At 59.3% G+C, this 23,971-nt stretch carries 27 protein-coding genes; 19 read left to right on the forward strand and 8 right to left on the reverse strand.

From position 1 onward, the window contains the following. The 9 genes from AZF01_RS01200 to AZF01_RS23770 all read left to right on the forward strand — a co-directional run bounded on the left by AZF01_RS01200 (position 1) and on the right by AZF01_RS23770 (position 6,714). Positions 1 to 417, forward strand: coding sequence for an HK97-gp10 family putative phage morphogenesis protein (locus AZF01_RS01200; protein ID WP_024706305.1), 417 nt, complete (start codon positions 1 to 3; stop codon positions 415 to 417). Continuing rightward, positions 417 to 827: a DUF3168 domain-containing protein gene (locus AZF01_RS01205; protein WP_024706306.1), complete on the forward strand. Its 411-nt coding sequence runs from the start codon at positions 417 to 419 to the stop codon at positions 825 to 827. Before AZF01_RS01200 ends, AZF01_RS01205 begins: the two co-directional genes overlap by 1 nt. After that, positions 824 to 1,153 carry a head-tail adaptor protein gene (locus AZF01_RS01210; RefSeq protein ID WP_024706307.1) on the forward strand — a complete coding sequence of 110 codons (330 nt, stop codon included), beginning with the start codon at positions 824 to 826 and terminating at the stop codon, positions 1,151 to 1,153. Before AZF01_RS01205 ends, AZF01_RS01210 begins: the two co-directional genes overlap by 4 nt. Further along, positions 1,150 to 1,566 carry a phage terminase small subunit P27 family gene (locus AZF01_RS01215; RefSeq protein ID WP_024706308.1) on the forward strand — a complete coding sequence of 139 codons (417 nt, stop codon included), beginning with the start codon at positions 1,150 to 1,152 and terminating at the stop codon, positions 1,564 to 1,566. The genes AZF01_RS01210 and AZF01_RS01215 overlap by 4 nt, the downstream gene beginning before the upstream one ends. Then, a complete protein-coding gene (locus AZF01_RS01220; RefSeq protein ID WP_036235642.1) occupies positions 1,538 to 3,157 on the forward strand; it encodes a terminase large subunit in 1,620 nt (539 codons plus the stop codon). The genes AZF01_RS01215 and AZF01_RS01220 overlap by 29 nt, the downstream gene beginning before the upstream one ends. Positions 3,158 to 3,330: 173 nt before the next feature. Further along, a complete protein-coding gene (locus AZF01_RS01225) occupies positions 3,331 to 5,046 on the forward strand; it encodes a hypothetical protein (RefSeq protein ID WP_152534422.1) in 1,716 nt (571 codons plus the stop codon). Further along, positions 5,046 to 5,393, forward strand: a complete 348-nt coding sequence (locus AZF01_RS01230; protein ID WP_024706311.1) for a phage tail protein — start codon at positions 5,046 to 5,048, stop codon at positions 5,391 to 5,393. Before AZF01_RS01225 ends, AZF01_RS01230 begins: the two co-directional genes overlap by 1 nt. After that, positions 5,390 to 5,755, forward strand: a complete 366-nt coding sequence (locus AZF01_RS01235; RefSeq protein ID WP_024706312.1) for a hypothetical protein — start codon at positions 5,390 to 5,392, stop codon at positions 5,753 to 5,755. The genes AZF01_RS01230 and AZF01_RS01235 overlap by 4 nt, the downstream gene beginning before the upstream one ends. Beyond that, positions 5,755 to 6,714, forward strand: a complete 960-nt coding sequence (locus AZF01_RS23770) for a hypothetical protein (RefSeq protein ID WP_152534423.1) — start codon at positions 5,755 to 5,757, stop codon at positions 6,712 to 6,714. The genes AZF01_RS01235 and AZF01_RS23770 overlap by 1 nt, the downstream gene beginning before the upstream one ends. A gap of 15 nt (positions 6,715 to 6,729) precedes the next feature. Here AZF01_RS23770 and AZF01_RS01240 read toward each other — a convergent pair whose 3' ends face one another. The 4 genes from AZF01_RS01240 to AZF01_RS01255 form a co-directional block, all read right to left on the reverse strand. Beyond that, positions 6,730 to 7,473, reverse strand: a complete 744-nt coding sequence (locus tag AZF01_RS01240) for a hypothetical protein (RefSeq protein ID WP_024706313.1) — start codon at positions 7,471 to 7,473, stop codon at positions 6,730 to 6,732. Next, on the reverse strand, positions 7,473 to 7,976 hold the full coding sequence (locus AZF01_RS01245) for a hypothetical protein (protein WP_156484713.1): 504 nt from the start codon (positions 7,974 to 7,976) through the stop codon (positions 7,473 to 7,475). The genes AZF01_RS01240 and AZF01_RS01245 overlap by 1 nt, the downstream gene beginning before the upstream one ends. 85 nt (positions 7,977 to 8,061) lie before the next feature. After that, the gene (locus AZF01_RS01250; RefSeq protein ID WP_210180157.1) at positions 8,062 to 8,661 is read right to left on the reverse strand and encodes a hypothetical protein; all 600 of its coding nucleotides are present in this window, start codon (positions 8,659 to 8,661) and stop codon (positions 8,062 to 8,064) included. Continuing rightward, complete coding sequence (locus tag AZF01_RS01255; RefSeq protein ID WP_244435542.1) at positions 8,627 to 9,223, reverse strand: Arc family DNA-binding protein; 597 nt, start codon at positions 9,221 to 9,223, stop codon at positions 8,627 to 8,629. The genes AZF01_RS01250 and AZF01_RS01255 overlap by 35 nt, the downstream gene beginning before the upstream one ends. A 101-nt stretch (positions 9,224 to 9,324) precedes the next feature. Here AZF01_RS01255 and AZF01_RS23775 point away from each other — a divergent pair, with 101 nt between their 5' ends. The 3 genes from AZF01_RS23775 to AZF01_RS01265 all read left to right on the forward strand — a co-directional run bounded on the left by AZF01_RS23775 (position 9,325) and on the right by AZF01_RS01265 (position 11,062). After that, the gene (locus tag AZF01_RS23775) at positions 9,325 to 9,486 is read left to right on the forward strand and encodes a hypothetical protein (protein WP_156484714.1); all 162 of its coding nucleotides are present in this window, start codon (positions 9,325 to 9,327) and stop codon (positions 9,484 to 9,486) included. Further along, positions 9,486 to 9,689 (forward strand): hypothetical protein, encoded by a 204-nt coding sequence (locus AZF01_RS24215; RefSeq protein WP_161633021.1) that lies wholly within the window; start codon positions 9,486 to 9,488, stop codon positions 9,687 to 9,689. Before AZF01_RS23775 ends, AZF01_RS24215 begins: the two co-directional genes overlap by 1 nt. Before the next feature lie 338 nt (positions 9,690 to 10,027). Next, entirely contained in the window at positions 10,028 to 11,062 is a 1,035-nt protein-coding gene (locus tag AZF01_RS01265; RefSeq protein ID WP_024707759.1) for a site-specific integrase, read from the forward strand. Between the two features lie 253 nt (positions 11,063 to 11,315). Here AZF01_RS01265 and AZF01_RS01270 read toward each other — a convergent pair whose 3' ends face one another. The 4 genes from AZF01_RS01270 to AZF01_RS01285 all read right to left on the reverse strand — a co-directional run bounded on the left by AZF01_RS01270 (position 11,316) and on the right by AZF01_RS01285 (position 17,154). Further along, positions 11,316 to 12,776: a mannitol dehydrogenase family protein gene (locus AZF01_RS01270; RefSeq protein WP_024707760.1), complete on the reverse strand. Its 1,461-nt coding sequence runs from the start codon at positions 12,774 to 12,776 to the stop codon at positions 11,316 to 11,318. Between the two features lie 101 nt (positions 12,777 to 12,877). Then, a complete protein-coding gene (locus AZF01_RS01275; RefSeq protein ID WP_024707761.1) occupies positions 12,878 to 15,253 on the reverse strand; it encodes a glycoside hydrolase family 31 protein in 2,376 nt (791 codons plus the stop codon). A gap of 18 nt (positions 15,254 to 15,271) precedes the next feature. Next, on the reverse strand, positions 15,272 to 16,582 hold the full coding sequence (locus tag AZF01_RS01280; RefSeq protein WP_197489627.1) for a TRAP transporter large permease: 1,311 nt from the start codon (positions 16,580 to 16,582) through the stop codon (positions 15,272 to 15,274). 14 nt (positions 16,583 to 16,596) lie between these two features. Then, a complete protein-coding gene (locus AZF01_RS01285; protein WP_024707763.1) occupies positions 16,597 to 17,154 on the reverse strand; it encodes a TRAP transporter small permease in 558 nt (185 codons plus the stop codon). Positions 17,155 to 17,372: 218 nt separating this feature from the next. Between AZF01_RS01285 and AZF01_RS01290 the strand changes: the two genes are divergently transcribed. From AZF01_RS01290 to AZF01_RS01310, 7 genes are all read left to right on the forward strand, one after another. Next, positions 17,373 to 18,365: a TRAP transporter substrate-binding protein gene (locus tag AZF01_RS01290; protein WP_081725755.1), complete on the forward strand. Its 993-nt coding sequence runs from the start codon at positions 17,373 to 17,375 to the stop codon at positions 18,363 to 18,365. 78 nt (positions 18,366 to 18,443) lie between these two features. Further along, positions 18,444 to 20,252, forward strand: coding sequence for a glycoside hydrolase family 2 protein (locus tag AZF01_RS01295; protein WP_024707765.1), 1,809 nt, complete (start codon positions 18,444 to 18,446; stop codon positions 20,250 to 20,252). Then, on the forward strand, positions 20,237 to 21,004 hold the full coding sequence (locus tag AZF01_RS01300) for an FCD domain-containing protein (protein WP_024707766.1): 768 nt from the start codon (positions 20,237 to 20,239) through the stop codon (positions 21,002 to 21,004). Before AZF01_RS01295 ends, AZF01_RS01300 begins: the two co-directional genes overlap by 16 nt. 117 nt (positions 21,005 to 21,121) lie before the next feature. Beyond that, positions 21,122 to 22,282, forward strand: coding sequence for a mannonate dehydratase (gene uxuA, locus AZF01_RS01305; protein WP_024707767.1), 1,161 nt, complete (start codon positions 21,122 to 21,124; stop codon positions 22,280 to 22,282). Between the two features lie 239 nt (positions 22,283 to 22,521). Continuing rightward, positions 22,522 to 22,665 (forward strand): DUF1127 domain-containing protein, encoded by a 144-nt coding sequence (locus AZF01_RS23350; protein WP_081725756.1) that lies wholly within the window; start codon positions 22,522 to 22,524, stop codon positions 22,663 to 22,665. Positions 22,666 to 23,139: 474 nt separating this feature from the next. Further along, complete coding sequence (locus AZF01_RS23355) at positions 23,140 to 23,283, forward strand: DUF1127 domain-containing protein (RefSeq protein ID WP_081725757.1); 144 nt, start codon at positions 23,140 to 23,142, stop codon at positions 23,281 to 23,283. Positions 23,284 to 23,674: 391 nt separating this feature from the next. Next, positions 23,675 to 23,884 (forward strand): cold-shock protein, encoded by a 210-nt coding sequence (locus tag AZF01_RS01310; protein WP_024707768.1) that lies wholly within the window; start codon positions 23,675 to 23,677, stop codon positions 23,882 to 23,884. The last annotated feature ends 87 nt before the right edge of the window (positions 23,885 to 23,971 follow it).

Raw genomic sequence — 23,971 nt, forward strand, 5'->3', positions numbered from 1 at the left:
ATGGCTGATGACGGCGGCATTTCCCGACTGAAGAAGCGCCTTAACGCGATCCCGAAAGACGTGCGCGAAGCAGTCGCTCCCGATCTTCTCAAATCCGGCAACGAACTGGCGGCGACGATGAAACAGCTTGCGCCGGAAGACAGCGGCGACCTGAAGGACAGCATTGCTGTCACGGGACCGGGCGAACAGACCCCGGCTTATTCCCAGCCGGGCGGTTCAAAGACCCTGCCGGAAAACGCCGTTGCTGTGACTGTCGGCAATGAAGAAGTGCGCTATCCGCACCTTGTCGAATACGGCACGTCGAAGACCGAAGCCCAGCCGTATTTCTGGCCTTCGGTCCGGCTTCTCAAAAAGCGCATCACGAACCGCACAAAGCGCGCCGTTTCGAAAGCCGTGCGCAAACATTGGGGGAAGTGATGAGCGCTGAACTTGCCCTTCAAAAAGCACTCAGGGACCGACTGACCACAAGCGGATCGGTGACCGCGCTCGTGCCGGCCGAAAACATCCTCGACCGTAATCAGCGCCCAGCGCCCGACCCTTCAATCATCATTGGCGAAGGCCAGACCTTCGATAATGGCGGCATCGCTCGCAACCGCCTGAGCGTCTTTACCAACCTCCATGTCTGGAAGCGCGATGAGGCGCTGACCGGCGTCAAGCTGATTGCATCCGTCATTCGAACGGCATGCGCGATCCGTCGCCTTGTGCTTGAGCCGGGTTATCACTGTGTCGATTGCCGGGTGGCATCAACGCATTTCGTGCGCGATCCCGATGGCGAATTCAGCCACGGCATTGTCACGCTTGAAGCCCTTGTCGAGGTCGCGCCATGAAAGCCGGACGCCTCGACCGTGAAATCAGACTTGAGCGCTATACCGAAACGCTGGACGAGTACGGTGCGCCGCGCTTCGCCTGGACCGAAATTGACACGGTTGCGGCGGAGCGGATTGAGGGCAGCACGACCGCGATGCTGAAGGATTTTGGCGCGAGCGACGAAACCGTTATCGTGTTTCGCCTGCGTTTTCTCGACGGGCTGACAAATGCCGACCGGCTCATTCATGATGGCCTGATCTTCAAAATCAACCAGATCAAGGAAATTGGACGCCGCAAGGGCCTCGAACTGCGCTGCATTTCGACCGGAAACGGGGTGCTCGCATGAGCACGCGCGGGCGGAAGGCTGAACCCCGTGAACTGGATGACGCCCTGACGGTCGCGCCCTCCATGCCGGAGAGCCTGCCGGAAGATATGCGCGATGAATGGTCCGCGATTACTGACGATCTGGTCGAGCGCCAGATTTTGAGCAAGGCCATGTTGGGCACGGTCGAAACCTACATTCTTGCTCGCTGGATGCAGCGCGAAGCGAAGAATGCAATCGCCCAGCATGGCGTTCTGATCGCGACGAAAGACGGCTTCTTCAAGCAAAACCCGGCGAGCACGGTTCTTGGACGCGCGCAACAGCAGATAACCCGCCTTTCGGCGGAGCTTGGGCTGACACCCGCCTCACGGGCACGCGACGGCATGGGGCCGGGAAAGGACGAAGACGATGGGCAGTCATCGCTTTTCAACATCTGACACTTACCCGCACTGGATTTATGACGGTTCCGACATTCCCGATCCCTTCGGTTATGGAGAACGCGCCGTTCAGTTTTTGCGCGCGCTTCGGCACCCGAAATCTCGCCTTCCGGGCGGCGCTTTCGATCTGACGCCTTGGCAAGAAAGGATTGTCCGGCGCATCTATGGGCCTTGCCACGAAAACGGGCGGCGGATCGTCCGCAATGTCGCGATGCTTCTGCCGCGCGGCAACCGCAAAACCTCTCTTGGCGCAGCGCTGGGGCTTCTGCATACGATGGGACCTGAAGCCGTACCGGGCGGCGAGGCGATTTTTGCCGCGTCCGACCGCAAGCAGGCCCGCATTGCCTATGACGAATCCATCGGCATTGTCCGGGCCATCCCGCACGTCGAAAAGCGCCTGCGCCTGATCGACTCGAAGAACCGCCTGACGGTCTCCAAGACAGCAGCCTTCCTTGAGGCGATTTCCGCCGATGCCGGAACCCAGCACGGGCGCACGCCCCTGTTTGCGCTCGTGGACGAACTGCACGCTTGGAAGAAGCGCGACCTTTGGGACGTGGTGCGCACGGGCCTGACGAAAGTGCCGGGTTCACTTCTTATGGTGATTTCCACTGCCGGGCGCGGGCAAGAAAACGTTGCCTATGATTTTTACGACTATGCCCGCAAGGTTGCGCGCGGCGAGGTCGATGATCCCGGCACCTTGCCGATCCTGTTTGAAACCCCGCGTGAGGCCGACTGGACGGATGAAAATGTCTGGTACGCGGCCAATCCCGGACTTGAGGACGGCTTTCCCGATATCGAAGGGCTGCGCCAGATGGCGCGCGAGGCGAAAGAACGTCCCGGCGAGCGCGAAGCCTTCCGCCAGCTTCATCTGAATGTCTGGCTCGACCATTCATCGGATCCGTTCGTGGACATGCTTGTTTACGATCAGGGTGCGTTCCCGGTCGAGATCGATGATCTTGAAGAATATCCTTGCTGGCTTGGCGTTGACCTGTCTTCCAACAATGACCTGACCGCGATTGTCGCCGCATGGCAGCAGGGCGACGGGTATATCGTCCATCCGTGGTTCTTCTGCCCGGAAGACAATTTGCGCGGTCGGGCGGATCGGGACGGCGTTCCCTATCCCGAATGGTCCGAAGCCGGGCACATCACAGCAACGCCGGGCAACGTGGTCGATTATCGCGTTGTCGAAGATCAGATCAGAGAGCTTTGCGCCCGCTTCAATGTGCAGGAAGTCGCATTCGACCCGCACATGGCCCGCAACATCATGAACAACCTGCAGGAAGACGGCTTTCCCGCCGTCGAGATGCGGCAGGGCTGGGTGACCATGGCCCCGGCGGTGAAAGAGCTTGAGCGCGCCATTTTGGGCCGACGGCTGATCCATGGCGGTCACCCGGTCCTGCGCTGGAACTTCGAAAACATCGTGGTTCACGTCGATGCGGCAGGCAACAAGGCCTTCCACAAGGGCAAGAGCAAAGACCGGATCGACGGCGCGGTTGCCTGTGCCATGGCTGTTGGCCGGGCAGCGGCAGGGGAAAGCACCATGTCGATTTACGACAGTGACACCTTCGAAGAAGAAATGGGGTGGTTCTGATGGCGAACGACGAAGAGCGCCTGCTTGTGCTGGTCGAAGCGCGTATTCGCGACCTTGAAAAGAACATGGCGAAGGCCAGCCGGACGGCTGACAGGCACTACGACCGCATGCGCCGTTCCTCCCGGACGGCAACCCGGAACATGCAGCACGATATGAACCGCTCGACCACGGCGATGAACAAGGCGCTGGCGAGCACGACGGCGCAGATCGGCACATTCGGCAAAGCTTTTGCGGGCGGTATTATCGGCGGTCTGACAATCGGCGGGCTGACCGCCATTGTCTCGAAAGTTCGCGACGTTGCGGGCAGCGTTGCCGAAGTCGGCTATCAGGCGAAAATTGCCGGTGTCGATGTTCGCTCGTTTCAGGAACTGCAATTTGTTGCCGAACGTAACCGTATCAGCGTCAGCGCCCTTACGGACGGGCTGAAAGAGATGAACCTTCGCGCCGATGAATTCATCTTTACGAAGGGCAAGAGCGGATCGGCGGCGGAAGCCTTCAGGCGGCTTGGCTATGATGCCGATACCTTGGCCCAAAAGCTGCAAAACCCGTCCGCGCTGTTTGCCGAGATTATCGGTCGGCTTCAGCGACTCGACAGTGCGGCGCAAATCCGCGTGGCGGATGAAATCTTCGGCGGCACGGGCGGCGAGGAATTCGTGAAACTGATCGATGAAGGCGAAGAGGGCATTCGCCGGATGATCGGGACCGCCAACGACCTCGGCGTGATCATGGACGAAGAGTTGATCGACAAGGCAGCGGAGCTTGATCGTCAATTCGGGATCGTCGCGGATACCGTCGAAACCGCGCTCAAATCCGCCATCGTCAACGCGGCATCGGCCCTTGCCTCTTTCCTCGACACCTTCCGGGATTTTGAGAACCGGAGCACGAAGAACCTTGAAATCAAGCAGTCCGAGTTGGCGCGGGAGCGGGTCTCGCTGGAAAACCAAATCCTTGAGACCGAAAACAACCCGAACATGACCGATCAGTCGCGTCGGCGAACACTGAACAATCTCAAGCGACAGCTTAACGAGAAGAACCGGCAGGATGCGGAAATCACGCAGGTTCTCAATGATCGGTTTTACCCGTCCGGGTACGACAGCGACACGATTGCTCTTCCGCCTGTCAATGTCACGACGTCCGGCAGCGGAAGCGGCGACGGCGGTGGCGGCGGTGGCCGCTCTGCCGATCAGGACAGGCGGGCCGTGGAACGCCTGATACAGGCGCTGAAGGATGAACAGGCAACGCTTGGGATGGCGGAGCGCGACAAGGAAATCTTCAACAATCTTCGCCGCGCCGGAGCCGCTGCGACCAAAGATGAACAGGCCGCAATCACCCAACTGACTGGCGCGATTTACGATCAGAAAGAGGCACAGCACCAAGCTTCGGAGACGGCCGATTTTTTCCGGCAGACCGCTTCGGATGCGTTCCTGGCCTTCATCCCGGTTATCGAAACCGGCAATGCCGCGCTCGACAACATGATCAACAAACTTGCCGAAGCGGCAGCGCAAGCCGCGCTCTTCGGGGATGGACCGCTGGCCGGACTGTTCGGCGGCGGCTTGCTGACAAGCCTACTTCCCGCCCATGCGACCGGCACGAACTTTGCACCCGGTGGCGTTTCTCTGGTCGGGGAGCGCGGGCCGGAACTGGTCAACCTTCCCCGCGGCTCGCAGGTCCTCCCCAATCACCAGCTTCACGGCATGCGACAGGCGAGCGGCGGTGTGGTGAACAATATCCGCTTCGGCAACATCAATGTCAGTGTGCCGGAAGGGACAGACCCCACGGATGCGGCAGCGATCGGCAAGGCTGTTCGCCGGGAGTTTGAAGGGATCGTTGACAAGCGTTTGCAGGAGAATCGCCGCGCACGCGGCATGCTGGCAGGAGGGCCGTTTTAATGGCCGACAAGTTCGAACCGCCCGTTATCCCTTCCATCGAAAGCGCCGTTTCGACTGAGGCCGTCACCTTGGAGTCGAATTTCGGAGACGGATATTCTCAACGCGCTGGCGCGGGTCTCAATGGCATCCGCCCGAAATGGCAGGCGGTTTGGTCGGCCCTGACCATATCTCAGGCCGATCAGATCGAAACCTTCTTTGTGTCCCGTCGCGGCTTCCATGCTTTCGAATGGCAATCTCCCCGCGACCGGGAACCCCAGCTTTATCGCTGCAAGAAATGGAACCGTGGCTTCGTCAGTCATGGCGTGGACAGCCTGCGCGCGGAAATCGAGAAGGTATTTGACCTATGAGCAAGCTTCAGGAGCGCCTCTGTGAGGTCGTTAAACATTCCCTTTCCTCGAAAACAGCATTGCCCCTCCCGGAAGGCGGACAGCTACTTTGGCAATGGTTCTGCGATCTTCACGGTTCGCGCTCATGGCGTGCTAATGGGCCGAATCCGATCAGCTATGGCGAGATTGCGATTTATCGCCAGGTATCCGGCTGGCCGATGGAAGAGTGTCATGTCGTTGCACTGCGGGCCATGGATGATGTTTGGCTGACTGCCTATTACGAGCAGCAAAAGAAGCCAAAGAGGGGTGAGCTGGCGCTTCCTGCTTTGTCGGATCGCTCAATGACCACCGCCTTATTTGACGCGATGTTCGAGGTCGAGTGATGAGTAAAGCGCGAGGAAAAAAGCTATACCCAGCCAAAACTTGGGCGGGATGGAACGATTTCCGTTATGGCACAAAGTCACGTAGGCGAAATGCGCCTGCGAAACGCTTGCTGAACAAAGACAAGCGCGAACATGTTATCTCTCGGCTAATGGAGAGGCTTGACGATTTCAGGTTGACGAAATTCGAGCATGAAGCTGACTGCCGCCATGGGATTCGTTCTGGCCTCTGCCTTGAGGGCTATAGCTGGGGTAGGGCAGACCACGAAGCCGCCCTTCTGGTCGATGAGGCTTTGAAAAGATTGGGAGCAGTAAGGCCAAAATGGGAGGAAGGGCAACGGCACTATTTTGCAGGCCGCGAATATTGCTCATGGTGTTATTCGAAGATGGGTGATGGAGCTATAGGCAGGTTCTGCTCTGCGGAATGTGCACGCTCTCTACTAAATTGCGTCGGCCAAAGTCATCAGATTCAATCTGAAGTTACAGTGAAGTCGGCAATGGATTTGATCCATCGCGCCACGCTCGTTGCAAGAGAATGTGAAGAATGCGGGGCGAAGTTTCAGCCACAACACAAGAACAGTGATCAGAAGTATTGCTCCAAGAGGTGCTACTACGCCGCAATGCGGGATGTTGGGCAGGCCAATTGCCCGCAATGCGGTGTGTCATTCTTACAAACCCGGAAGGATCAAAAATTCTGCTCAAAGAAATGCTCGAAGCGATTTGAGATAAAAATCTACGAGACCTCGCTTCCAGAAAAGTGTTGCCCGGATTGTGGCGTAACCTTCAAACCTAAAAGACCTTGGCAAAGCTATTGTGGAGATCGCTGTACAAAACGTGCGTCTGCAAGACGTATGCGTGCGCTAAAGAAGGCTTCGGCTAATCCGAACATCATCCGCTTGCCCAGACCCGAAGCCGATCCGATTTCGAGTGAGTTGTTTGATAGCTGGTTCCAAGCGGCTTAATCAAAATAGTGGGCGCTATGCAGCAGCGCTCACGAAAGCGTCATTGGTTTGGCCAATTTCTATGACTCTTCCCGCTTGCGCGAGTATGCTGTAGTTCTTTCCCATCTCTTCCTTGTTGGCCACAACAGATACGAGCGTCGGAGGATTGTCTAGTGCGGCCAAATCATGGAACGCGGTGCTAGCCTTAAATATGGCTACGGGGTAGTTGGTTACCGCCTGGAAGATCGCCGAATGTCCTTTATATTTAGCTATTGCGGTCACTTCCCATTCAGTCGATGACGCGCCAATGATCCTCCCTTCATGCTCGACTGCCGAAGGAAAAATCTGGTCTAGTTTGACATGCAGAGCATCTGCAATGGCGGCTTCGACGTCATTTGCTGACCTAGAGACAATCCGTTCTGCCGTGTCCCGTGACGCGGCGCTCACATCGAAAATTGCTCGTTCAACTTCTTGTGGGTTGTCGACGTCAACGTAAAGTGAACGCCGGTCGACTTCCACATCAAAATCCGCAGCAACTGATCGGGCAACTCTAGGAAAAGAGCGTGTCGCGCCAAAGCTCTCTGCTTCGCGAAATGCGAATCCAGAGTCACTTACGCGGATGACACCGCCTGCTCTATAGGTCAGCCGCACCGTGACAAATGAGCCGCTCGGATAAATGAGCGGAAGGCTAATGAAGCTAGCATCACCCCAATCGCGATAAGACACCAGACCGGGCACGATAGCGGCGGCAAGTTCCGAGAGTAGAACGCGATCACCCATCACCAGCTTCCTCCGTTGAAGAAATCGTATACCCACTCCGGCTCGGAAATAACTTCAATATTGTTGATTTTAAGCCGTTTTCCGAAATAGTCACGAAGTCTCAGAAAATCCGAGACGTCTTCATTTATCTCACGCGCTACAGTCAACCCTCCTAAACGCATACGCTGTTCGTTTTCAGACCAATTAAGATAGAAGTCATGTAAATGGGTTTCAGAGACGCGTTTTCCAGACCACGCTGACTTGGGTTTGCGGCGGTTCGAGTGGCCCTCCATAGCACGCCAATCAAGGCGTTCAATAGGGATGCACCGGCGCCCGCCGATCTTGCTGATCCGCAGTTCCAGCGAGACATTGCTGTCTGGGCGGTTCGCGTAGCATCCACCATGCAGAACGAGGCCCGTCTCAGTCACTCCACCTATTTCTATCGGGGCGTTGAACCAGATATAGTCAGTTTCGGGTTCTGGTGCTGACCATCCCGGAAAATATCCGATCTGTTTCTCTGCCAAATAGATGTCTTTTATAGTTGCCATCTGTCACGGGTATCGCAATAAGGGCTGGACCGCGAGCCCAGTTTTCATTTCTTGGCGGCTGTTACTGGTAACTCTCTATTGTGCCATCGTCGTAGACAACATCCGTGACGACTATGCTCGCCTTTGCAACGCCGGTTTTTACGGGGCCGACGAGGTCGTCAAATGGATCATCGCCGCTAAATGGATTGTCATCCCAAGAGTAATAGGACGGGCTTTCTACCGTCTCTCCCGGTGGGATGATCATATCGAGTGTGCCTCTTGCGTTTACGACGTTCTCCCCAAATGCGTCTTTGATGGTGAGTTTCAGCCCAATCGCAACGACCGTTTTGTCGCTATTGTTGACGAATGACGGGTAAGCCTCGACGCGACTATTGAAAACCCAGTTGTCTGTGTCTTTCGGCTGATATCGAAGTTCGATTTTTGAGGCGGTGACGGGAGATTGCCCGGCTGTTTGTTTTGGTGCCGGGTCGACCGGTGCGGTCTTCACAGTGATGGCATCGTAACAAACCAACCTCTTCAATGTGTCGGTTTCTGCTCTGCATGCAGAGATATCGTTCGCAAGGTCGGCGCGGGCGGCTCCCGCCAAGAGGGCTATAACGACTGTAAAGAGAACAATTCGCATTTCGTCACCTGCTTTGGCGATCTCGATCTGACTTCGCATCAACTTGGGCGATGGCTTCCCAGTCATTCGCTACAGCATGGGCGTTTGCTATCGCGTCATCCCCCATAGCGCTGAGATCCGGCGACAAGACGCCTTTTTCCCTTTGCACGGCTTTCATGAACGTCTGGAACATGCTTGCGATGGAGCGCAGCGCGGATACCTGATGAAGCAAATGACGCCGTGTCACAGCTTCCAAGCGTTCCGAGCTTTCAGCGAGTCCGGCCAAAAGGCGTTCGTTTGCTTCAGCGCCGCGCGCTATTGCTAAGGCGTGCTCGACGTCTTCCTTGGTGATTCTGCTGACTTTATCGTGCTCTAGAGAGCCTTCGAGGCGGGCGATCATTTCGGCATTCATTGAACGCCCGTTCTCTTCCGCGACACGCTTGATGCGATCTCGCAAGCCATCGGGCATGCGGAGGACGTACTTGTCTAGTTCGCGGCTAGGAAAGTAGTCCGCTTGATTTGACTGACGTTGCTTGTCGTTTGTTTTAGGAGCCATTTGGAATCCATAGCGGCCATTAGCCATTAAAGAAATGATAGCCAATGGCCATATCATCATTGACATGGACCGATCACTGACTATTAGCTATATAGTAGCCAGTGGCCATCTTCACGCGGAAGAGCGACTTCTGGCTAACAGGAAGTTAACAGCCGCGAGGTCTTGATATGGAACGAAAATCTGAACGCCTGCAATTGATGGTGGACGCCACCGTGCTCGAAAAGATCGATGATATCCGGTTTACGCGCCGCATGCCGTCGCGGTCGGATACGGTGCGCCAGCTTATCTATAAGGGGCTGGAAGCAACCGAAAATCAGGTGGCGCGCTGATGAGCCGGGAGCAAATGGCAATTGAGGCTGATGGTGCGTCGATCTTGCTTTCGGCCATTCTCGATACGGCGAAATCGATTGGCGAGGCGGCGGAAGGCGATCTGGCGATCAGGGTTGCATTGCTGGCGGGATCGATCCGCGTTGCCCAATCCTATGTCGAAAAGATCAAGATTGAGTTGGAGGGGGAGAATGCGGAAAACTGACCGCCCGCTGGGGATCAACGAAATCGCCTGCGAATTGGGCTGCTCGGAAAAGACAGTCCGTCGCATGTATGCCAAGGGCACGATTGATGCCTATAAGGTCGGAGGCCGGACTTCTCCAATACGGATGGACCGGATAGCGCTTCGCAGGCTAAAGAAACGGCGGGGCGCGGTGTGATGGGCCTGCCCAAAACATATACGATGGATGAAGTTGCCTGCGCCTTGCATGTTTCGAGGCGTACACTTCAGGAGCACCTGAAGGCGCATCCCTTCTATCGTCAGATCGGGCGTCGGAAGATTTTCACCGACACCGATGTGTCCGCACTCTTGGAGGCGTTGCCATGTCACCCCTCAAAACCTGCAAACGCAACGGAAGCAAAAACTGGTACCTGCGCGGCACCATCCGTGGCGTCACAGTGGACGAAACTACGGGAACTGACGTCTGGGAAAGGGCGGAAGAAATCCGCATACGGCGCGAGGCGGAAATCCTCGACCGTAGTATCCATGGAAAGCGCAAGACGGCGACTTTCCTAGAGGCGGCAGTCAAATACATGGAAGCGGGAGGAGAAACCCGCTTCACCGGCCCTGTCGCAAACCATTTCGGCACGACGCCTCTTAGCAAGATCGATCAGGACGCGGTTGATCGGGCAGCTTTCAAGCTTCATCCGAAAGGAAGCCCGGCAACGCGAAACCGGCAGGTTTACACGCCGGTTTCTGCCGTGATGACTTTCGCGGCGAAGAGGGGGCTTTGCGAGCGTGTACTGTTCGAGCGGCCCAAACAAGCGCCCGGCCGGGTGCGGTGGCTTGCGCCGGAAGAAGCCGAAAGGCTGATTGCTGCTTGCTCTTCGCATCTGAGGCCGCTTGTGATCTTCCTTCTCTATACTGGCGCGCGCTGTTCTGAAGCGCTGTATCTGGACTGGCGTAATGTCGATCTGGCGAGAGCGCATGTTTCATTCGAAGACACGAAGAATGGCGAGGATAGAGGCGTACCGCTTCATCCTCGTGTTTTGTCTGCGCTCGCCAATCTTGAGCATCGGGACGGCGCGGTCTTTCGTCGCCCGGACGGAAGGCCCTACGAGGTCAAGGAAGAAAGCGGCGGGCAGATCAAGACGGCCTTCAAAGGTGCCTGCCGTCGCGCCGGGATTTCAGATTTTACACCGCACGACTGCCGCCACACCTGGGCCACTTGGCACTATGCCGCGAATCGCGATCTGATCGCTCTTCAGAAGCTTGGTGGATGGAAATCGGAGCGTATGGTTTTGCGTTACGCGCACGTCAATGTCGCCAATTATTCGGCCTCAATTAATGCCCTTCCATGGGAGAAATCCGGGAACTTGGAAGGCGGGAACGAAAATACCAAAAGGAAAACAAAGTGATAGGACATGACGCCCGCAACCTTGGTAAGGGAGAGGCCGAGAGTTCAAATCTCTCTAGCAGCACCATTTTCCCCGTATCGCTCCTCGGAGAACTGCTGGCGGCGTCGACCTGCCGCGTTCAGCGTTCCACCGCGGTCTTCACCGAACGAGGCGATGCCTCTTGCGTTTGAATATGCGTCGGACAGACAAAGGCCGTTCCGGCGAGAACGCCGGAACGGCCTGTTCTTCCAAGCCTCTTAATGTCCGAAAATATCTATCGGAGCTCGGCAACCATTTTCCGTGCGCCGTTTCTGCCAAGGCCTTCGAGACTTTCGGCGAGGCTTTCCTTGAAACCGACGCTTTCCCTGAGCGCTGCGGGAAACATGCCGGAGCCCGAGAGGACGCGCTCAACCTTTTCACGCGGCGACCCGCCGTTGGCGAGCGCCTTCAGCCTGTCCGCGAGCGGATCGCGCACATCGATCGGAGCGCCCCTGTCATCCGTGCCGGCGACATAGCGGATCCAGCCGGCGACCAGCAGGGTAAGACGGGGGCACGGGGTTCCGTTCTTCAGATGATGCGCGATTGATTCCAGCGCGCGCTGCGGCAGTTTCTGGCTGCCATCCATGGCGATCTGCCAGGTGCGGTGGCGAATTGCAGGGTTTTCGAAGCGCGTGATCAGAGCATCGGCGTAGGCGTCGAGGTCGATTCCGTCAGGTGCTTTGAGCGTCGGGATCTGCTCCTCGGCCATCAGGTCTCGGGCGGCCTTTCGATAGGCCGGGTCCTGCATGGTTTCGGCAATGGTTTCATAGCCGCCGAGATAGCCGAGATAGGCGAGGAAGGAGTGCGAACCGTTGAGCATGCGGAGCTTCATGTTCTCATACGGCACGACATCATCGGTGAAGGTGGCGCCCGCGCGGTCCCAGTCCGGTCGGCCGGAAACGAAGTCATCCTCGATCACCCATTGGCGGAAGGGCTCGCAGACGATGCCTGCGGGGTCCTCGGTGCCGATCCGTTCGGCAAGAAGCCGATAGCTTTCCTCGGTCATCGCCGGAACGATGCGGTCGACCATGGTGGAGGGGAAGCGGCCATGCTCCTCGATCCAGTCGGCAAGCGCGCTGTCGCGGGCCCGGGCGAAATCGATCACCGCGCGGCGGGCAAGCTTGCCGTTTGAAGGCAGGTTGTCGCAGGAAAGCACGGTGAAGGGCTTCTGTCCGGCTCGCCTGCGGGCGGCGAGGGCCGCCACCAGCGTGCCGACGACCGTTTGCGGCTGATCGGGATCGGCAAGGTCGGCCTTGATTGCCGGATTGTCGAAGTCAAGCCCGCCATCGGCGCCGAGCGTGTAGCCCTTTTCGGTGACGGTAATGGAGACGAGCGCGATCTTCTCATCGGCAATGGCGGCGATAATGCCCTCGGGGCCGCAGTCTTCCATATGGCGATGATCGACCACGGCGCCGGAAATGCGGGCCTTCTGCCCGTCGGCGGCATTTTCGACGACGCTGTAGAGATAGTCGCGTTCAGCGAGCGCCTTCAGCGGTGCGGATGGGCCTCTGAGTTCGATCTCGCGATAGCCCCAGGTGCCGCCGGCGCGCAGGACGTCGTCGGTATAAACGGCCTGGTGGGCGCGGTGAAAGGCGCCGAAGCCGATATGGCACATGCGGGCTTCGACCTTCGAGCGGTCGTAGTCGGGGCGCAGGACATCGGGTGCGGCGCGGTCAAGAAGGGCGTTGGAGGACATGGGGGTTCCTTCCGTAAAAACGGCGGGCGCGGGCTTGCGCCGTCGGCAATGAGACGTGGGATGAAGAAAAACGGGAGAGCCGAAGCTCTCCCGAAGGGCCATCAGCGGTTGACGGTCGTATCGTTGGCGTCGGCCATGCCGTTCGCGGCGATCTTGCGGGCCTCGCCCTCGGGCAGGAGGATCCGGACGGTCTCGTAGGGCGGCCTGTAATCGCCCTCGCGCGCCCAGGCGAGCGTGAGGCCGGCATCGTCGCCGGAAAGGGCGTAGCGGGTCACCGCATGGCCCGAAGCCTCGCGCCAGTTCACGGTGTCGCCATCATCTTCGTACTCGATTGTTTCGGCGGAAAACGCGCCCGGAACCGGGAAGACGGCGAGCGTGCGGGCCGTGTCGGCCCTGGCATTGGCGCGGTTTGCGCCGTCCGAGAGCGGAATGACGGCTCCGGCGCGCACGAAAAGCGGCATGCTGGAAAGCGTCACCGGCAGCGTCACCTCCGTGCCCGGCGCATAGTATTCGCCCGACCAGAAATCCCACCAGCCGGTTTCGTTTTTCGGCAGGTAGACCGTCCGCTCGGCGGCGCCCTTGTCGACCACATTGGCAACCAGAAGATCACGGCCGAGCATGAAGTCGTCTGTCTCCTCGAACGTGCGCGGATCGTGCGGATGATCGAGGAAGGTCGGCCGCAGCATCGGCTCGTCGGCCGTCGCGGCCAGCCATGTCAGCGTGTAGAGATAGGGCGTCAGCCGGTAGCGGAAATCGAGCGCGTCACGGATCAGCGGCAGAACCTCCGGATACATCCAGGCCTCGTTGGCCGTGCCGTCATCATTCCAGGAGTGGATGGTGAAGCGCGGGTGGAAGATGCCGTTCTGGACCCAGCGGACGAACAGTTCCGGCTCCGGCTTCGGGCCGGAAAAGCCGCCGACGTCATGGCCGACATTGTAAATGCCCGACAGCGACATCGAGAGGCCCATGCGGATATTGTAGCGCACCGTTTCCCAGCGCGTGTAGTTGTCGCCGGACCAGGTCTGGGCGTAGCGCTGGATGCCGGGGCATCCGGCGCGCGAAATCAGATATTGGCGGTGATCGGGATCGAAGGCTTCCTGTGCTTCCCTGGAGGCGCGGCTCATCAGCAGCGAATGCAGCGGACGGATCAGCGCGACCGGGATTTCCTTGCCGAAACCGTTGCAGCGGGCCTCGTCATCCCAGATTTCATACTCGTTATTGTCGTTCCAGGTGCAGGCAATGCCTTTTTTCAGGAGCTGCTCGGTGACGCCCTTCTGCCACCAGGCGACGGAGGCCGGATTGGTGAAATCGAGATGGGCGCCGCTGTCGTCCCAGTAGACGGCATCCGCATAGGAATTCGTCTCGCTGTCGGTGATGAACAGGCCGGCGTCGAGCGCCTCGTTGAAGCGCGGGTGATCCTGCAGAAGCGCCGGCTTGATATTGGCAATCAGCGTCAGTTCCGCATCCGCGAACTTTTTCGTCATGCCCTCGACATCCGGGAATTTTTCATAATTCCAGTTGAAGACGTAGCGCTTCGGGCCGATCGAGGTATAGCCGGACGACATCTGGAAACTGTCGCAGGGAATGTCGTGTTCGGAGAGCCTGGTGAGGAAGCCTTCCAGCTCTTCCTGCGCATTGGGCCGGTCGGTATAGGCCATGGTCGAGCCGGAATAGCCGAGCGCCCAGCGCGGCATGAAGGCCGTGCCGCCGGTCAGCCGTGTGTGGCCCTTTACGAGGTCCAGCATCTCCGGCGCCCAGGCGAAATAATAGTCGAGATCGCCATCGAGCGCGCGGTAGGCGCGGAATGGCTTGTGGTAATTGTCGAACTCGTTGCCGAGATCGAACCAGCAGGAGGCAAGATTGTCGTAGAAGACCGAGAAGGCGCCGGCATCGGGCGTCACGGTGAAGGTGACGGGCAAATGCTTGTAGAGCGGATCGGTGGTTCTGGCATCATAGCCCATGGCGTCGAGGTTGCGCATCTCGTAGCGGCGGCCGGAGCGTTCGAGATCGCCCGCCTTCTCGCCGAGACCGTAGACCTTCTCGCCGGGTTTTCTGAGCAGGAAGTGGCTGTTGCGGTGGTCGCGGATGCCGAGCATGTAGGCGCCGGTGGGGCGCTCTTCGGCCACCAGCTTCCATGTGCCGTCAGCCTGTCTCGCGTCCCAGCGCATGGTCAGCGGGTTTTCGACGGTGAGCCGGAGGACGGCGGTTTCGATGACGAGCGTCTCGCCTTCGGTGCAGGTGAAGTCCGGCAGGGAGAAGCCGGAAAGATCGTCGCGGGCGCGACCTTCTAAGGGCACATCCTCTGCCGGCGCGATCGACCAGGTGCGGTCAAGCCGCCAGTCGCCGGCCTTCTTCAGCGAGATGCGGAAGAGCGCTTCTTCGAGAACGGTGATTTTCAGGGTGTGGGAGCCGTCGACGGTGAGCGTGACGCCATTGGCGTCACGCGCGTCGAGCGCCCAGGATTTGAGGGTACGCATATTCGTATTCCCGTTTCGTTAGCCGCCGTAGCCCAGAAGCAGGCGCGGCAGGCCGAGGCTGATTGCAGGGACGTAGGTGACGAGCATCAGGACCGCGATCAGGGTCAGGAAGAAGGGGATCAGAGGCTTGATCACCTTCGGGATCGTGGTGTCGCCGACCGAGCAGCCGATGAAGAGGGCTGATCCGACAGGGGGCGTGCAGATGCCGACGCAGAGGTTGAGGGTCATCATCACGCCGAACTGGACGGGGTCCATGCCAAGCTGCTGAACCACCGGCATCAGGATCGGGGTGAAGATCAGAAGCGCCGGCGTCATGTCCATGAAGGTGCCGACAACCAGAAGGACGACGTTCAGGATCAAGAGGATCATGATCGGGTTGTCGGAGAGGCCGAGCATGAAATCCGAGATCATGTTCGGGATGTTGCCGAAGGCCATGGCGCGCGACATGGCGATCGAGCAGCCGATCATCAGCAGCACCACGGCTGTGGTGATCGCCGATTCGAGGATGATCGAGGGAAGCTGCTTGAGCGAGGTCTCTCGATACCAGACGAAGGCCAGAAGCAGGGTGTAGACGACGGCAATCGCCGAGGCTTCGGTCGCGGTGAAGATGCCGCCGATGATGCCGCCCATGACGACGACGATCAGGCCGAGCGGCAGGAGCGCGTCGAGGCCCTTCCTGACGAATTCGCCGGCGGTCGGACGCGGCTGGGTCGGATAGCCGCGCTTCTTGGCGATGATGCCGGCGACGATCATGATGCCGACGCCCATCAGGATTCCGGGCACATAACCGGCCACGAAGAGGGCCGCGACCGAGGTGCCGCCGGAAATCAGCGAGAAGACGATGAAGGTCGAGCTCGGCGGGATGAGAAGGCCGGTGGTGCAGGAGGAGATGTTGACGGCAGCCGAATAGGCCGGGTCATAGCCTTCCTTCTTCTGCAGCGGCGCCATGACGCCGCCAACGGCAGCCGCCGAGGCAACGGCCGAGCCCGAAAGCGCGCCGAACATCATGTTGGCGAGCACGTTCACATGGGCGAGCGAGCCGGGCAGGGCAAAGCCGAGCACCTTGGCGAAATCGATGAGCCGGCGGGCGATGCCGCCGCGGTTCATGATGTTGCCGGCCAGGATGAAGAAGGGGATCGCCAGAAGGGTGAAGCTGTCGAGGCCGGACGACATCTGCTGGGCAACGATGAAGTAGGACTGGTCGATGCCGACGAAGAGGGCAAAGGTAACCGTGGCCGATACACCGATTGCAAAGGCGATCGGAACGCCGAGCACCATCAGCAGGATGAAACTGCCGAACAGGACCAGCGGGGCGTAGGACATAAGCATGAAAGGAACTCCCCTTAGTTCAGAGGTCCGCCGGCTTCGGCGGGCGCGGCTTCAACGGGCGTCTTGCCGGCAAAAAGGCGGATGGCCATCTGCAGGCAGTAGAAGAGAATGACGGCGCCGGAGACCGGAATGGCGATGTAGATGTAGCCCATCGGCATTTGCAGGGCGGGCGAGACCTGTCCGTTTGCAAGCGTGCGGGCAACGAGGGCGCCGCCGCCGTTGATCATCACGGCAACGGCAAAAAAGGCGATGACCGCGACGACGAGAAGCTGGGCAAGCTGCTTCCGCCAGCCCGAAAGCGCCGGCGCCAGGATCTCGATGGCGAGATGCCGGCCCTTGCCGAAGGTGTAGGCGCCGCCGACCAGCGCCATCCAGATGAACAGAAAGCGGGCGATCTCGTCGGTGTAGATTGACGGCGCGCGCAGGATGTAGCGGCTCATGACCTGCCACACCACGCAGATGACCATGCCGGAGAAGCCGGCGACGATGATGACGCGCAGGACCGCGTCGATCACGTTGGCAAGGCCGTCGACGAGACGGCTGATCGTGTCGGGTTTTCCTTGTTCGGACATCCGACCCTCCCTTGAGTGAGTTCTTTGCGCAGCCCTATGGTCGATACCTTTGGCTGATGGTCGGAGCATGAACCAAAACAAAAAATTGGTCAACCAATTTATCTATTTTGGTTGACACCTAAAATAATTTGGTCAACCATAAACGCATCCGCTGCAACAAGGCACTCTGCGGCGGTCCGATAACCTCTCCTCAAACGAACGGGTGCCGGGAGGAAGATATGAAGATCTTTTCCAAAGTCGCTTTGATGACGGGCGTCGCCGCTGTCGCCTTTGCCGCAACCGCCGAGGCGCGCACGCTTCGCCTCAACCACAACAACCCGCCGGACCATCCGCTGCACATCTCCATGGAGTTCATGGGCGATCGCCTCTCCGAGCTGACCGACGGCGCCTGGGACATCCAGGTCTTCCCGAACGGCCAGCTGGGCAATCAGCGCGAATCGATGGAGCTCGTCCAGAGCTGCGTGCTCGACATGGCCAAGAGCAATGCCAGCGAGCTTGAAGCCTTCGAGCCGACCTATTCGGCGCTGAACCTGCCCTATCTCTTCCTCAGCGAAGACCATCAGTTTGATGTGCTGACCGGCGAGATCGGCCAGGAAATCCTGGATGCGTCCCATGACAAGGGCTTTCAGGGCATCGCCTTCCTGATCGAAGGCGCGCGCTCCTTCTACGGCAACAAGCCGATCAACACCCCGGCCGACCTTCAGGGCATGAAGATCCGCGTTCAGCCGAGCCCCTCGGCAATCCGCATGGTCGAGCTTCTCGGCGGCAGCCCGACGCCGCTCGCCTATGGCGAACTCTACAGCGCCCTGCAGCAGGGCGTGGTCGACGGCGCGGAAAACAACCCGACCGCGCTCACCACCGTGCGTCACGGCGAAGTGGCGGACTATTTCTCGCTCGACGAACACACCATGATCCCCTCGGTCGTGGTGATCTCGAACTGCGCCTGGGACTCCATGTCCGATGACGACAAGGCCGCCTTCCGTGAGGCCGCCGGCGAGGCCATGCAGTTCCACCGCGAACAGTGGGACGCGATCGTTTCCAAGACGATGGGCGAGATCGAGGAAATGGGCGTGACGGTCAACACCGTCGACAAGGCGCCCTTCATCGAGGCCGTTCAGCCGATGTATGACGAAGTCAAGGGCAGCTCTCCGGCTGTCGCCGACCTGGTCGACCGTATCCAGGCTGAAGGCGCAAACTACAGCGACAACTAAGTCGCTTGACAAATTGGTCGGCCACCCCGGGTGGCCGGCCGGTTCAGGCAATTTGACAGGTACCGGTGGAGGTTCACCATGCTCGAGCGATCAGAACTGGCGGAAAATGCGCTGCAGGCGCTGCATGACGAGGACTATGACCGTCCCTTCAATCCGCAGAACCTCAACCACACCACGATGATCTTCATGGGCGACCGCGAGCAGGTCTCGCTCAATGGCGACTGGAATTTCTGTGTCGACCTCCTGGACACAGGCCTGCGCCAGAAATGGTTTGCCATGGAGCCGGCCGCGCCGGAAGACCGCGACGAGCCCTGGGACTATGACCCCTATATGGGCGAGACCGTGCCCGTGCCCTCCTGCTGGCAGATGCTGAAGGAGAAATGGTATTTCTTCGAGGGCAGCGCCTGGTACACGCGCGCCGTCGACTTCTCGCCGAAGCCCGGCAAGCGCACCTTCCTGCGCGTCGGCGCGGCGCAGTACGACTGCAAGGTGTTTCTGAACGGCGCATTCATCGGCAATCACTATGGCGGCTCGACGCCCTTCTTCGCCGAACTCACCGGGCGCCTGAAAGACGGCCGCAACTGGCTGATGCTCTGCGTCAACAATGTGCGTACGACGGATCGCGTGCCGATGCGCAACACCGACTGGTTCAATTACGGTGGCGTTTACCGGGAGGTCTCGCTGGTCGAGACGCCGGAAAGCCTGATCCGCGACTTCTTCATCTATCTCGATCCGGAAAGCCGCAACAACGCGCTGCGGGTTCACGTCGAGGCGGAGGGCGCCGACACGGCAACGGTCTCCATACCCGAACTGGGTATTAAGGAAAATATTCCTCTGACGGACGGCAAGGGTGAGACGGTCATCGAGGCCGGACCGATCCTCTGGTCGCCGGATAAGCCGAAGCTTTACGACGTGACCGTTATGGCGGGCCAAGATCGGGTGAATGATCGCGTCGGCTTTCGTACGATTGTCCGCAAGGGCCGCGAACTCCTGCTGAACGGCAAGCCGCTCTGGCTGCGCGGCATCTCGGTGCATGAGGACGATGCGAAACTTGGCAAGGTCGTCACCGAAGACGACCTGCGCCGGCGCTATGCCGATGCGAAAGAAATGGGCTGCAATTTCGTGCGGCTTGCGCATTATCCCCATCACGAGCGCGCGGTGGAACTGGCCGATGAGGCCGGCCTTCTGGTCTGGGCGGAGATCCCGGTCTACTGGGCGATCGATTTCGCCAATCCGGCTACCGAGCGGGATGCGCGGAACCAGCTCATGGAACTCATCCGCCGCGACCGCAACCGCGCCAGTGTCGTGATCTGGTCCGTCGGCAACGAGAATGCCGATACCGATGCGCGGCTTGCCTTCATGCGCGGCCTTACCGAAATGGCGCGCGCGGAGGACCCGACCCGGCTGATCGCGGCCGCCTGCCTCGTCAATCATGCGAAACTGAAGATCGAGGACCGGCTTGCCGCCCATCTCGATATCATCGGCATCAATGAATATTACGGCTGGTATGACGAGGATTTCTCCGAACTGCCGAAAATCCTGGCCAATTCCCGGCCCGACCGGCCCGTCGTCATCTCCGAGACCGGCGCCGATGCGGATATCACCGAGCACGGACCCAAGTCCGGTCTGTTCTCCGAGGATTACCAGGCGGAAGTCTACGAAAAACAGATCAGCACGCTGCGAGACCTTGATTTCGTGAAGGGCATGTCGCCCTGGATTCTCTATGATTTCAGGACCGAGCGCCGCCAGGGTATTTTCCAGCGCGGCTTCAACAGAAAGGGTCTGGTTGCTGCAGACAAGGTCACCAGAAAGAAATCCTTCGCTGTGCTGCAGGAGTTCTATCGGGCGGTCGCCGCAGAGGAGGTTGAAGAATGGGAGAAACAGTAAAACGTCGCTATCAGGAGGTGGCCGCCGAAATCCGCGACCTGATCGCGCATTCGGACTACAAGCCGGGCGATCGCCTGAAGACGGAACGTCAGATGGCCGAGGAGTTGGGCGTCAGCCGCTCTCTGGTGCGCGAGGCCGTGATCACGCTGGAGCTCGAAGGCCTGGTCGACGTGCGCAAAGGGTCCGGCATCTATCTGGCGACGCCGCCTCAGGGTATCGAGCAGAATGAACCGCGGCTGGAGGACCTGCCGGATGATTTCGGCCCGTTCGAATTGTTGCAGGCCCGTCAGCTTCTGGAATCGACCATTGCCGCCTTTGCCGCCGAAATGGTCTCCATGGCCGATATCCGCAGGATGCGCGAGGCGCTCGACATGGAGCGCGAGGCCATCGAGAAGGGGACCGATGACGGCTATGAGGCGGACGAACTCTTCCACCGGCTGATCGCCGTTGCCACGCAGAATGCGGTGCTCGTCGATCTTCTCGATGAACTCTGGGGCAAGCGCAAGAAGAGCCGCATGTGGGCGCAGCTTCATACCCGCGTGTTCGACACGGATTATCGCCGCCGCTGGCTTCAGGACCATCAGGAGATTTTACAGGCGCTGCAGAAAAAGGATGCGGCGCGCGCGCGCCAGGCGATGTGGACCCATCTTCAGAACGTGCGGGAGACCCTGATGGAGCTCTCGGATGTCGATGACCCGGCTTTCGACGGCTACGTGTTCGGCTCGCACGAACTGGGACGGATCGTGGGTTAGTTGCCGACGCTGCCGAAAGGCGTCCCAATCAACAGTTCTGGCCGTCAGGAACGCGCGCCTCCTGCTTCCCCGCACGCGGCGTTCCCGGACTGCTTTTGAAAATGACAGGAGAATACGATGAAGGAAAGCTGGCGCTGGTTCGGACCCAATGATCCGATTTCCCTGGCCGAGGTGCGCCAGACGGGCGCGACCGATATTGTCACCGCGCTGCACGAGCTGCCGAACGGCGTCGAGTGGGAGCGCGACAAGATCGCCGAGCGACGCGACATGATTGCCGCAGCCGGCCTCACCTGGTCCGTGGTCGAGAGCATTCCCGTTCACGAGAAGATCAAGACGGCCGAACCCGGATGGGAGAAGCTGGCCGAGACCTGGGGCCGTTCCGCGCAGAACCTTGCGCGCGAGGGCGTTAAGACGATCTGCTACAATTTCATGCCCGTGCTGGACTGGACGCGCACCGACCTCACCTATCCGCTGGATGACGGCGCGCTGGCGCTGCGGTTCGACTATCTTCTCTATGTGGCCTTCGATCTTTTCATTCTGCGTCGCAAGGGGGCGGAAGCCGATTATCCCGCAGACGTTATTGAAAAGGCCGAGGCCCGTTTCAAGGCGCTTTCCGAAGATGCGATCGCCAAGCTGACGGGCACCGTGCTGGCCGGCCTTCCGGGATCGGAGGAGAGCTACTCGCTGGACGATTTCCGCGCCCAGCTTGCCCGCTACGATGCGATCGATGCCGAAGCGCTCGCCGAACAGCTCTCCCGCTTTCTCGAAATCGTGGTGCCGATGGCGGAAGACGCGGGCGCCGTGATGGCGATCCATCCCGACGATCCTCCGCGTCCGCTCTTCGGCCTGCCCCGCGTCGTTTCCACCGTCGAGGACATGGACCGGATCGCCGCACGCGTGCCGAGCCTTGCCAATGGCTTTACCTTCTGCACCGGCTCCTACGGCGTGCGGGCGGACAACGACCTGCCGGCGATGCTGAAAAGGCACGGCGAGCGGGTGCATTTCCTGCACCTGCGGGCCACCAAGCGCGAGGACGATGGTTTGAGCTTCCACGAGGCACCGCATCTTGAAGGCGATGTCGATATGGTCGCCGTGGTCAGGGCGGCACTCGACGTCGAGAAGGCCAGGGGCGTCCAGCTTCCCTTCCGGCCGGACCACGGGCACGCCATCCTCGACGATCAGTCGCGCAAGACCAATCCGGGCTATCCGCTGATCGGCCGCCTGCGCGGCCTTTCGGAAGTGCGCGGCATTGCCCGGGCGCTGGCGTCGATGCAGTAGGCGTCGCAGGCAATGCAGCGAAGGCGGGGCCGTTCGGTGGTCCCGCCCGGACCCGCCTTCGGGGACCTGCTCTCGCGGGCAGGCGGCCCCGGCGGCATGTGCTTCGCAAGCCTTGCGTTTTTTGCATAGGGGCATTGCTCAAAAGGGTCTGCCTCAATCGGACTGAAACGATTATATCAGGGTCAACAGAAGATGATGAGCGTCCCTCAGAAGCGACGCCCGACCGAAGAGATAGACACATGAACGTGACCCGCAGCTTCAACAACTGGATGAAATACCGCCGCACCGTGAGTGAACTGGATCGCATGTCGACCCGCGAACTGTCCGACCTCGGCATCAATCGCGAAGATATCCGCCGCATCGCACGCCGGGCCGCATTCTAGCGCATCGGCCCGAAAATCGGAATCGCTTTTCGGAAAGCATGATGCGTAGATTCAATAGGTTAGAGCGTCCTTTGTGCGTCCGAATGGACGCACGGCGCTCTAGGCGCAGCATAAGAATTACAGGAATTCGAAGGGCATTCTCCTCCTCCTCCCAAAATGCCCTTCGATAGGTCGGTGATACTCCTCCTCCTCCCAGTCACCGGCCACATCAAATGGCGCTCACCGGATCCTCCTCCCCCGGTGAGCGCTATTTTTTTTGCGCCGTCGTCTGGCAGCGGAGCACTCCAACGGAACGATGCCGGTTTTCTGATCAATTTTGAGGCGGAAGTTCTGAGCTTTGCATAGAGTGCATAGGACTGTTGACGCAAACCCTCTGCCTTAAGTCCGGGCAAGTCTCTATATTCCGAATTGTCAGGAACGCAGGTGTGCCGCAAGGATGCGGCGCCGAAACCTTCAAACGAAGGGAGATATGATATGAGCATGACACATAGCTTCAACAACTGGATGAAGTATCGTCAGACGGTCAGCGAACTGAACCGCATGAACAACCGCGAACTGGCCGATCTCGGCATCAATCGCGAGGACATCCGCCGGGTCGCCCGCAAGGCTGCAAAGTAAGAAGCCGCGCGCGGGTCCGCCGCTTCGCAGGAGCGAGGCCGCCGGCAGACCCCGGAAGAAGTCGGTGACGCGAGGGCATGAAGGCCCCGCCTCAACGCGAAAAATCCGCATCGCCCTCTGTCCTTCCTCCCGGACGGAGGGCTTTTTTTGTCCGGGCTCCGTCGCGACAAACGCCGGCGGCGATACAGTACGCGGCGGGAACCGTACCGAAAAATAAAAATTTAGCGTCTTGCTCCGGTCATGATTGTCGCGTAACAAAAGTCCCATCGAATTGGTTTGCTAAGTTACGTCTGCGCGAAAGTGCTGGAAACGGTCTTCCTATCAAAATCGAACGACACTGCATGATGGATATCATGTGATCTTGGAACGCACGATTTGAAAGGAAATCGTTATGAGCGTCGGCACTGTAAAATTCTTCAACTCCACCAAGGGCTACGGCTTTATCGAACCGGAAGACGGCGGCAAGGACGTTTTCGTTCACATCTCTGCCGTTGAGCGCTCCGGCATGACCACGCTGGCCGAAGGCCAGAAGGTCAACTTCGAAGTCGTCGCCGATCGCCGCACCGGCAAGAGCGCCGCTGAAAACCTCAGCGCCGCCTGATTTCGCTTCGCGCGACCGGTCACCAGCGACCGCGAAAGAAAAGAACCCTCCGGAGCGTGCGTTCCGGAGGGTTTTTTGTGTCGGCGA

Source organism: Martelella sp. AD-3, from assembly GCF_001578105.1.
Classification (GTDB): Bacteria; Pseudomonadota; Alphaproteobacteria; order Rhizobiales; family Rhizobiaceae; genus Martelella.

What these genes read in the sequence shown, in the direction of transcription:
- AZF01_RS01310 (WP_024707768.1), top strand. Translation starts at nt 23,675, where the DNA reads ATGAGCGTCGGCACTGTAAAATTCTTCAACTCCACCAAGGGCTACGGC.
- AZF01_RS01290 (WP_081725755.1), top strand. Translation starts at nt 17,373, where the DNA reads ATGAAGATCTTTTCCAAAGTCGCTTTGATGACGGGCGTCGCCGCTGTC.
- AZF01_RS01255 (WP_244435542.1), bottom strand. Translation starts at nt 9,223, where the DNA reads ATGTCAATGATGATATGGCCATTGGCTATCATTTCTTTAATGGCTAAT.
- AZF01_RS01205 (WP_024706306.1), top strand. Translation starts at nt 417, where the DNA reads ATGAGCGCTGAACTTGCCCTTCAAAAAGCACTCAGGGACCGACTGACC.
- AZF01_RS01240 (WP_024706313.1), bottom strand. Translation starts at nt 7,473, where the DNA reads ATGGGTGATCGCGTTCTACTCTCGGAACTTGCCGCCGCTATCGTGCCC.
- AZF01_RS01250 (WP_210180157.1), bottom strand. Translation starts at nt 8,661, where the DNA reads ATGCGAAGTCAGATCGAGATCGCCAAAGCAGGTGACGAAATGCGAATT.
- AZF01_RS23770 (WP_152534423.1), top strand. Translation starts at nt 5,755, where the DNA reads ATGAGTAAAGCGCGAGGAAAAAAGCTATACCCAGCCAAAACTTGGGCG.
- AZF01_RS23350 (WP_081725756.1), top strand. Translation starts at nt 22,522, where the DNA reads ATGAACGTGACCCGCAGCTTCAACAACTGGATGAAATACCGCCGCACC.
- AZF01_RS23355 (WP_081725757.1), top strand. Translation starts at nt 23,140, where the DNA reads ATGAGCATGACACATAGCTTCAACAACTGGATGAAGTATCGTCAGACG.
- AZF01_RS01210 (WP_024706307.1), top strand. Translation starts at nt 824, where the DNA reads ATGAAAGCCGGACGCCTCGACCGTGAAATCAGACTTGAGCGCTATACC.
- AZF01_RS01295 (WP_024707765.1), top strand. Translation starts at nt 18,444, where the DNA reads ATGCTCGAGCGATCAGAACTGGCGGAAAATGCGCTGCAGGCGCTGCAT.
- AZF01_RS01280 (WP_197489627.1), bottom strand. Translation starts at nt 16,582, where the DNA reads ATGCTTATGTCCTACGCCCCGCTGGTCCTGTTCGGCAGTTTCATCCTG.
- uxuA (WP_024707767.1), top strand. Translation starts at nt 21,122, where the DNA reads ATGAAGGAAAGCTGGCGCTGGTTCGGACCCAATGATCCGATTTCCCTG.
- AZF01_RS01235 (WP_024706312.1), top strand. Translation starts at nt 5,390, where the DNA reads ATGAGCAAGCTTCAGGAGCGCCTCTGTGAGGTCGTTAAACATTCCCTT.
- AZF01_RS01220 (WP_036235642.1), top strand. Translation starts at nt 1,538, where the DNA reads ATGGGCAGTCATCGCTTTTCAACATCTGACACTTACCCGCACTGGATT.
- AZF01_RS01275 (WP_024707761.1), bottom strand. Translation starts at nt 15,253, where the DNA reads ATGCGTACCCTCAAATCCTGGGCGCTCGACGCGCGTGACGCCAATGGC.
- AZF01_RS01285 (WP_024707763.1), bottom strand. Translation starts at nt 17,154, where the DNA reads ATGTCCGAACAAGGAAAACCCGACACGATCAGCCGTCTCGTCGACGGC.
- AZF01_RS01230 (WP_024706311.1), top strand. Translation starts at nt 5,046, where the DNA reads ATGGCCGACAAGTTCGAACCGCCCGTTATCCCTTCCATCGAAAGCGCC.
- AZF01_RS23775 (WP_156484714.1), top strand. Translation starts at nt 9,325, where the DNA reads ATGGAACGAAAATCTGAACGCCTGCAATTGATGGTGGACGCCACCGTG.
- AZF01_RS01200 (WP_024706305.1), top strand. Translation starts at nt 1, where the DNA reads ATGGCTGATGACGGCGGCATTTCCCGACTGAAGAAGCGCCTTAACGCG.
- AZF01_RS01265 (WP_024707759.1), top strand. Translation starts at nt 10,028, where the DNA reads ATGTCACCCCTCAAAACCTGCAAACGCAACGGAAGCAAAAACTGGTAC.
- AZF01_RS01225 (WP_152534422.1), top strand. Translation starts at nt 3,331, where the DNA reads ATGAACAAGGCGCTGGCGAGCACGACGGCGCAGATCGGCACATTCGGC.
- AZF01_RS01215 (WP_024706308.1), top strand. Translation starts at nt 1,150, where the DNA reads ATGAGCACGCGCGGGCGGAAGGCTGAACCCCGTGAACTGGATGACGCC.
- AZF01_RS01270 (WP_024707760.1), bottom strand. Translation starts at nt 12,776, where the DNA reads ATGTCCTCCAACGCCCTTCTTGACCGCGCCGCACCCGATGTCCTGCGC.
- AZF01_RS01300 (WP_024707766.1), top strand. Translation starts at nt 20,237, where the DNA reads ATGGGAGAAACAGTAAAACGTCGCTATCAGGAGGTGGCCGCCGAAATC.
- AZF01_RS24215 (WP_161633021.1), top strand. Translation starts at nt 9,486, where the DNA reads ATGAGCCGGGAGCAAATGGCAATTGAGGCTGATGGTGCGTCGATCTTG.